The sequence below is a fragment of the Camelimonas sp. FR25 genome (genome assembly GCF_059740505.1).
The window spans coordinates 1-7,686 of the sequence record NZ_JCAWFG010000059.1 but is presented as its reverse complement, the minus strand read 5'-3'; the positions used below and the strand labels follow the sequence as shown (position 1 = coordinate 7,686).

The 7,686-nt window shown below is 59.0% G+C and carries 5 protein-coding genes and 3 pseudogenes; all 8 read right to left on the bottom strand.

The features are described from left to right. Positions 1 to 24 precede the first annotated feature (24 nt). Positions 25 to 1,206: a Fic family protein gene (locus AC6A67_RS07275; RefSeq protein WP_498035882.1), complete on the bottom strand. Its 1,182-nt coding sequence runs from the start codon at positions 1,204 to 1,206 to the stop codon at positions 25 to 27. 165 nt (positions 1,207 to 1,371) lie between these two features. Continuing rightward, a pseudogene (locus AC6A67_RS07270) lies at positions 1,372 to 1,674 on the bottom strand (DDE-type integrase/transposase/recombinase); the annotation flags it as partial. A gap of 320 nt (positions 1,675 to 1,994) precedes the next feature. After that, entirely contained in the window at positions 1,995 to 2,183 is a 189-nt protein-coding gene (locus AC6A67_RS07265; RefSeq protein ID WP_191321215.1) for a helix-turn-helix domain-containing protein, read from the bottom strand. 241 nt (positions 2,184 to 2,424) lie between these two features. After that, entirely contained in the window at positions 2,425 to 3,804 is a 1,380-nt protein-coding gene (gene repC / locus AC6A67_RS07260) for a plasmid replication protein RepC (RefSeq protein ID WP_498035881.1), read from the bottom strand. 227 nt (positions 3,805 to 4,031) lie between these two features. Further along, positions 4,032 to 5,024 (bottom strand): plasmid partitioning protein RepB, encoded by a 993-nt coding sequence (gene repB / locus AC6A67_RS07255; RefSeq protein WP_498035880.1) that lies wholly within the window; start codon positions 5,022 to 5,024, stop codon positions 4,032 to 4,034. Then, complete coding sequence (gene repA / locus AC6A67_RS07250; protein WP_498035879.1) at positions 5,021 to 6,241, bottom strand: plasmid partitioning protein RepA; 1,221 nt, start codon at positions 6,239 to 6,241, stop codon at positions 5,021 to 5,023. The genes repB and repA overlap by 4 nt, the downstream gene beginning before the upstream one ends. A 129-nt stretch (positions 6,242 to 6,370) precedes the next feature. After that, positions 6,371 to 6,574, bottom strand: a pseudogene (locus AC6A67_RS07245) (hypothetical protein); the annotation flags it as partial. A 77-nt stretch (positions 6,575 to 6,651) separates the two neighbouring features. Then, positions 6,652 to 7,686 (bottom strand): annotated as a pseudogene (locus AC6A67_RS07240) (IS3 family transposase); the annotation flags it as partial.

Genomic DNA, 7,686 nt, shown 5'->3' with positions numbered 1-7,686 from the left:
GCGAGCGACTTTTTCAACGGCCTGCTAGGCCGTCGTGGGGAGTGGGTCGGTTCCCTCGCTCAAGATGGCGAGGTACCGCCGGTAACTGAACACACGCCCCCGTTTGCGCCCGGTGACCTCCTCAACGATGCTGATCCGTTCCAGATCTGCGAGCACCGCATTCACGGTCGGTGGCGAAAGTCCGGTTTGTTGGACGAGTTGGTTGGGCGTAAGGAACGGATTCTGCTGAAAAAGATCGTAGACACGCAGGGCAGAGCCTGCCCGGTCGCTCTGAGCCGTAATCCGCTCGCGGTCTTCCTTGAAAAGATCTACAATACGGGTAGCAGCCTCGAAGGCCTGATTGGCCGTATCCGCAACGCCGGTGAGGAAGAAATCGAGCCAGGCTTCCCATGCCCCGTGCTCGCGCACCTCCTGAAGCAGACGATAATAATCAGCGCGATGCGTTTTCAGATAAAGGCTCAGATAGAGCAGCGGCTTGCGCAGCACACCGTTGACGCAAAGGTATAGCGTCACCAACAAGCGACCTATCCTGCCGTTTCCATCCAGGAACGGGTGGATGGTTTCGAACTGGACGTGCAGCAGGCCGGCCTTGATCAGGGCGGGCAGACGCGAGCCGTCCTCGTGCATGAAGCGCTCGAGTGCGTCGAGACAGGCATCCATCTCGGTCGGAGGTGGCGGCACGAACAGTGCGTTTCCTGGACGTGAACCACCGATCCAGTTCTGAGACCGCCGAAACTCGCCGGGATTTTTCGTGCCGCCGCGACCGCTTTGCAGCAGTCGCTCATGCATCTCGCGGATCAGACGTAGTGACAGCGGCAGGTTTTCCAGACGCTCCAGGCCATACATCATCGCATCTACGTAATTTGACACCTCACGTATGTCGTCGATCGGCTGGCCGGCCTGCGCCTCCGTTTCGAAGCGGAGCAGGTCCGAAAGAGTCGATTGCGTGCCCTCGATCTGGGAGGACAAGATGGCCTCCTTCCTCACATACATATAAAGAAACAGTTCCTGGCGTGGCAGCAGCATGGTGATGCCGTCCAGACGCCCCAAAGCGCGTTCGGCCAGACTTAACCGCTCCAGCAGGGCCAGCACGTCAATGGCCGGTTCCGGAGGCAGTGAGGGCGGTACGAAGGCGCGCACGATCTCCCCCGCGACGGGGGTTTCGACAAAGCGGCCCAGACGGAGGTTGGTTGTTGATTCGGACATGCCACATGATGCGATTGCGGCCTTATTTAAACAATTGGCGTTTTCCTTAAATAGCAGACAAGCTAAAATAAGCGCTCTTAAATAGGGGTTGGCGCCGCAAGGAAAATGATGGGCTTGTCTCAAACCGTGGCGGTAGTGGCAGAAATCCCTGCGCCGCCCCTGTTTTCAGGCTTCGTTAACCTTTTGAAATCCGAAACAGGGTGCAAGCAGGTCATTCTGGCGACCGACGCACCCCTCGCCGGCGAAGCCGAAGCCTTTGCGCCGCCACAGCAGCGCCTCGAAACCCGCGATCGTGCGCCGCGCCGTCGTGGTACTGCGCAGACGCCCCACTTTCGGCATAATCTGTTTGAGCCGGAAATGGTCGCTTTCAATCACCTGTTGCAGGTGTTTGGAGATGCGATGGGTGACGTCAGCATCGGGAAGACCCTGGACGATGCCATCCTTGATAGCGGCGGGATAGACGCTGGCTCTCAGCAAGGGCGTTCAGGATCATGGCGTCGCTCTCCGGAGCCACTCCATGGCCCCACCAGAACCAATGCAGCGTCAACGCCAGAAAGTTTGCGACAGGCCCCGTTTGCTATGGTCTGCTTCTTCGCAAACCGTGAATAGGCCGCCGTCAGACACATTGTAGAGCGTCGCCAGGTCGCAGCGCGTTCCACGAGCAGGAACGGGATCGTTCAACCCTAGCGCATTACGACGGCAGGCGCAGGAAAATGCAGGCGCGCCGCCAGCCGAAAACGGGAACAGTTCATTTTCAACGGCGCCGTCGAGCGCCTCAATGAACGGCTTCAGGATGAGCGTGATCGGTCGCCCGCCCCTTGCGAGGCCGATGGCGTCGCCTTCCCCGCCTCCAGTTCTCTGACGAAGCGCCCCCCGACACCTGTCAGGCCTGCCAGCTGTTCCTGTGTCAACCGTTGCGCCTTCCTCTCCGTGCGAACGAGAGGACCGAGGCTCTGACACCCTGATATTGCCTGCATTCAAATCACCCCAAACGGGGCCATCTGCTGTAGAACCGGTCTGCAATCCAGAAGCCGAACCGATCGGCCCGAAATATCGCCGTGCGCGTGACAAAACGGCCCGATGGGGGCAAATTTGCTTGCGGCTAACTGCGCCGTTCATCTCCTCGGGCGCCGGATCGCGATTGGGCAGCTTCCGGAAGGCGACTCAGACCGGCAACCTTGCAGAAGCCCGAACACCGCCACCTGTGCGCCTCTGGCCTCACCATGCTGCAAGCGGACTTCCAGACAGGCGGCCGTGGTATGATCGGGGATTATGCGCTGGAGCACTCGCCCTGTTCCGCGGAAGGTGCTGCAGTTTCCGCGTCGGCAGACCGACTGGGCATGAAATCTCCGGACCCGACATACGCGCCGTTTGATCATCGGCAGGCGTCGCCATGCCCACTGCCCTCTGTGCCAGCAAGGCCATGATCATGTCGCACGGATCATAGGCTTCGGCGCAGGCACGCTTGCTAAGGCTCCTGAGGTAGCCGCCCGGGTTACAGATGGTCTCTTGACGCTCGAGGATGTGTGCAAGGCTGGCTGCGGCTGCTTCCGGGCCCATGGCGTTGCAGGCCTCAATCCATGCGTCCCTGCTGACTCCCAGCATCTGGCTGGCGAGCGTCGCGGCTATGAACAGTTCACGCCATGTCTGTATGTCCTGCCCTTTCGCATAGGAGACAATCTGCGGGCAGGCCTGGAGCACCATGTCGAGAGGCGGCAGGCTGGCCGATCGGCGAGGTTCATCCACCTCAGGTGATCCAGCCTGCGCCTTCAAATCCTGAGAAATTCTTTCTGAATTTTCTTTATAAGATTCTGTGTTGTGACTCTCTTTGTGGCGCTCATCCTGACGGTCACTGCCGCTCATTTTCGCTGCATTCGTGTTATTTTCCAGCGACTTGATCACAAGGTCACGTAACGCGGTCATGGCGGCGAGCGCCGCGCGCAGTTCGTCGATGGCGGGCTTGCGCGACAGCTTGCCGACGATGGTCTGGAAGCGGTCAAGCAGGTCACGCCAGTTACCTTCCCCGCCCTGTTCGATGGCGGCGACAATGAGTTTTCGCGCGTCGCGGCGGCAGAGGCTGAAAGCCTCGCGGGTTTGGCTGAGCATCTCCGCTTCCTGCCTGACGCTCCGGGCCATGGCGGCAAGTTCTTGCGCCCGCACGATCAGCGGTGTGAGGGCGAAGCCGAAGGCGCGCTGGATCTCTCCTGCCGCGTTGCGGCGAACATAGCGCTTGCCATTGGGGCTGTCGTTGCGATCGATAAGGCCTGCCTCGACCAGTGCGGTGATGGCGCGGCGCAGGGTGGCGCCGCTAATCCCGTGGGCCCGCGCTGATATCTGCTCATTGGACGGAAATACGATAGGCGAAGGGCCAGTAATTTCCTGCTCCGGATAGAAGCTGAGCAACGCGTTGAGGACGGCGAGCGCGCGGTCGCGCAGGCCGAGCATATTGCTGGCGCTGCAGACGTCGCGGTACACCTGCCATTTGTTGACGGGAGCTGGCCCCGCCGCGGCGCGCTGGGCGTTGGCGAGCCTGAGTTTTACCTGGCCAAGATCGACCGTTCGCCGTCCATGCGGCGTTAATGTCTGTGCGCAGAGCATCGGGCACCTCCGGAGAGGCAAAAGACAACTGATCACCAACCCGGTGCTCAAAACACTTGACAGTGATTCGTGGAAATGGGATTCTCTAGTTGTCACACATGAGAAGGGCTTCCACGACGGCAACGTTTTGGGGGCCTTTTTCTTTTGCTCTCCTGTTTCCTGTTTTGTGATGGGCTAAAAGTCGCCCCAAAACCCTGTCACCTGACAAGGTTTTGGGGCGACTTTTTTCATTTCTCGGCGTTCCGCGCCAAATATCTTGACACCAAACTCGGCAGTTCGGCCTGCAAAAACCTAGAAAAATTAACAGTGTGCGCAGGTTGGATGGCAAGCTTAACAGCGCCGCCGTCAAACTCGATTTTGCCGATCGATTTCCCACCGGTATCGGCCAAGTCCAGCCTCGCTACAGCAGGACGATTCGGGGCGTCGGCTGTTTCTGCTAGCACCACAGCAAAACGCCGGTCAGAAGGGAGCGCCAAAACCTTGTCAGTTGACAAGGTCTTTCGCACCTGTTCGACGAGGACTGGATTCGAGTCCAGTGCGGTCGCGAGCTTAAGCCACCTTGGCCGTCCGACTTTTGGAGCGCGCCCTATGGCCTCTATGACGTCAATGGGGACTGCTCGCGTCACCCCGCGGAGGCGCGTCATCTCTGCGTCATCGATGGATAGTGCAGCTTTTATGTCGCGTGGTTTGACCCCTGCGCTATCCATTCGTGCAGCAAAAAGTGCACGCTCTATCCACGTAAGGTCCTGTCTGGACGAGTTTTCCAGACCTTGCGCAATAACCAGCTCCGCATCCGTCATATCAATGACCAACGCGCGGACCTTCTGTCCCAGCTCCGAGACGGCCCTTAGTCGACGGTGGCCAAACACCACCTGATATCGTCCATCCATAGTGGGGTGCCGGCGCACTTGGATAGGCACCTGCTGCCCGTCCGTAGCGATGGACGCTTTGAAAATTTCGAACTTCGCATCGTCATCGTCGGGCAGACGATCAGGAAAAGGCGATGGATCGATCAGTGCAGGGTCCATCTCCATGCCAACACCTGCATCTACCAGTGCACGTAGTCGATCCCGCTCATCACGCAGCTCGGCTAGGGTGCGCTGCGTAGCGCCAATGACGCCAGCGCCGACCCGCGCCACCGGCGCAACAGCATCTCCAACATCCGTTGCAGGTGGAGAGAAGCTGCCGAACGATTGCAGTATGGAACGCGATTTCTTCATGATTTCCGACCCCAAGCGGCGCGGACCAAATCAAGTATTTGGGCATTGACGGCATCGATAGACTCTCTCGCCCGCTTGGCCGTAGCTGCGCCCACGTTGCCTGCCTCCAGCTCATACAATGTGCGCTTGGCGAGGCCCGCGGTCTCGATAGCCGCACTCTCTACTGCAGTCGCAGCCAGCACGTCGCCTTCAAAAAGGTGACGCAACATGGTCACCACATGGAGTTGCGATTGGTCCATCGGATCGTGTCTGGTAATTAGGTACCGTAGGAAATCTTGCTGTAGGGTGGCGCCGGCATCGCGGATGACTGAGATCAGATCCCCCATCATCAACAAAAATTGGCACATCGACATAACATCCAACATGGCTGGATGCACTGTCACTACAAGGCCTGTGGCAGCATATATGGCGCCGAGCGTGAGGAATCCGAGGGAAGGGGGCGTGTCCAAGATAATGATATCGTAATCGTCTTCCACATCCGCCAAAGCAATGCGGAGCCGTTCAAAGAAAATGCTATCCCCAGACTGCCCTTTTGCTAGGAATCTTGGCGTTTCATGCTCGTATTCCATGACTTCAATATTTCCAGGGATCAAATCAATGCCGCTGAAATACGTTGGTCTGATAATATCTCGAATAGGCTTCCGTCGGTCATCGTAACGTAACGTCGCATAGACCGTTTCATTTTCGCCGACGTCCATCTCTGGCTGGGCGCCGAACATGGCCGACAGCGAGGCCTGCGGATCTAGATCGATAGCCAGCACGCGATAGCCATGCAGGGCCAGATAGTGCGCTAGATGTGCACTGGACGTAGTTTTTGCCGAGCCACCCTTAAAGTTCGCAATGGCCAGTATCTGCAGATGCTCATTTTCGCGCCGATGAGGTAGATACCGCAAGGCATCGGATGGACGCTGTGCCGCAAATATTTGACGGAGTTCGTTAATTTGGGAGAGAGTATACGCGCGGTGGTTGTTGTCTAGGCGGGTCGGGATGGGTCCCTTGCCTTCTGCCGACATGAGCTTGAGCGTAGACTCAGGTATACTAGTGAGCCGGCTGACCTCATTGATGGAGAATGTACGGAGCGTTTTTTGCGCGTCTGGGGGATGCATCTGCTCGCGTCGCGCCTGCAAATGCTCGGAGAGCATCCCGGCGTGGCGGATGATTTTGTCCGCCGGATCCTCTGGCGGCGTCGTAAGGTAGGGTGGGGCGCTCGGTGACATGTCGGATCGCATCCTGTTTGGCGGGCAACGTTCGATTTATCGGCAGTCACCCGTTAAAGATACGTCACGATTCGAGTGTGGCGTCCAGTTTTTTAAGGTTAACAGAGTGTTAATTGGCTGTTGGCGAATTCAAGCGCGTTCGCAGACGAAGCCAGAATCGTCGCCGTTGTGGATGTAGAAGTGCCCGATGAGGCGGCCGGCGGTACCGATGGCGGCCCAACCGCGACCGCAAGCGGGACCATTCTCGTCTTGTCCTTCCCACGAGAACTCCGCGCAGGCGGATCCGTCACGGGCGCCGTAGCGGACATCAAGGAGGCCCTTTAGTGCAGCAAATCCTGTCCGTCGTCAGAACATTTGGCGCAGATCGCGGCGTAAATTAGCGGAGTGCGGGCCTCGTCTGGGGTTTGATATTAGGCGGCGAGCGCGCGGTGCTGCAAGCGCCGATATTCGATGGTCTGTCGCTTGATCCTTGCACGTTGTTTGATGATGGCAGGAGCCCTGCCGAAGTAGGCGTCGGCCGGTGTTACGTTGGCCAGGCTCTCGTGGTATCGCTGGTGGTTGTAATGCTCGACGAAGGCCTCGATCTGGGCCTCGAGGTCGCCGGGAAGGAAGTAGTTTTCGAGCAGGACGCGGTTCTTCAGGGTGTGGCGCCAGCGCTCGATCTTGCCCTGGGTTTGCGGATGGCACGGTGCGCCGCGCACATGGCTCATCTTGTTGGCCTCGATATATTCGGCCAGTTCGCCGGCGATGTAGCTCGGCCCGTTGTCGCTGAGCAGCCGCGGCTTGTGCAGCACCGTGGCGTTGTCACAGCCGGAAGCCGCCAGGGCGAGATCCAGCGTGTCGGTGACGTCCTCGGCACGCATGTTGGTGCACAGCTTCCAGGCGATGATGTAACGCGAGAAGTCGTCTAGCACGGTCGACAGATACATCCAGCCCCAGCCGATGATCTTGAAGTAGGTGAAGTCGGTCTGCCACATTTCGTTCGGCCGCGTGGTCTTGGTGTGGAACGTATCGGCCGCTTTGACCACGACATAGGCCGGGCTGGTGATCAGGTCATGGGCCTTGAGCAGCCGGTAGACCGTCGATTCCGACACGAAGTAGCGGTGCTCGTCGGTGAACCTCACGGACAACTCGCGGGGGCTCAGCTCGGGTTGGTCCAGCGCCAGCTCGATGATCTGGTCGTGGATTTGGCCGGGATTCGGTTCCATACTCGGCCCGGCGCCGAGGGGCGATCCTCCAGCGCTTCCGGTCCGCCTTCGAGGTAGCGGTCGTACCAGCGGTAGAAGGTCCGACGGGCGATGCCAAGCTTGTCCAGCGTGCGCTTCGCCGGCAGGTGCGACTGCTCGACGATCCTGATGATCTCGAGCTTCTCGGAGGCGGGATACGCCAGCCCGTTCCTGGATGCGTTCCCCCATCTCGGCGGCGGCGTCCTTGCCGAAGGCGAG